A 441-nucleotide genomic window follows, 5' to 3' on the forward strand; every position below is an offset into this window, starting at 1 on the left:
ATCCTCATGGCCATGTTCGAGGAATTGCGGGTCGTTTTCCAGCGCCCGATCGAGGTCGAAGGCGCCGACATCGAGGATCTTGCCGAGGTCAACGTTGGAACGCTCAGTGTGATAGATGCGCGCCGACGGGTTGATCACGCGCACGATGTCCTCGATGCGCTTGACCTCTTCCGGTGTGACGAGGTCGGTCTTGTTGAGCAGCACGACATCGGCGAAGGCAAGCTGGTCCTCGGCCTCGCGCGAATCCTTGAGGCGCAGCGGCAGGTGCTTGGCATCGACCAGCGCCACGACGGCGTCGAGCTGGGTCTTGGCGCGCACATCGTCATCCATGAAGAAGGTCTGGGCGACCGGCACCGGATCGGCAAGGCCCGTCGTCTCGACGATGATCGCATCGAAGCGGCCCGGGCGGCGCATCAGGCCCTCGACGACGCGGATCAGGTC

General features: G+C 63.9%; 1 protein-coding gene. It reads right to left on the reverse strand.

Going from position 1 to position 441, the window contains the following annotated elements; genetic code table 11:
• On the reverse strand, nt 1–441 hold a 441-nt coding region (locus AC1D0P_RS29785), incomplete at both ends, for a CobW family GTP-binding protein (protein WP_477680026.1).

Source organism: Polaromonas sp. P1_G2, assembly GCF_056405515.1.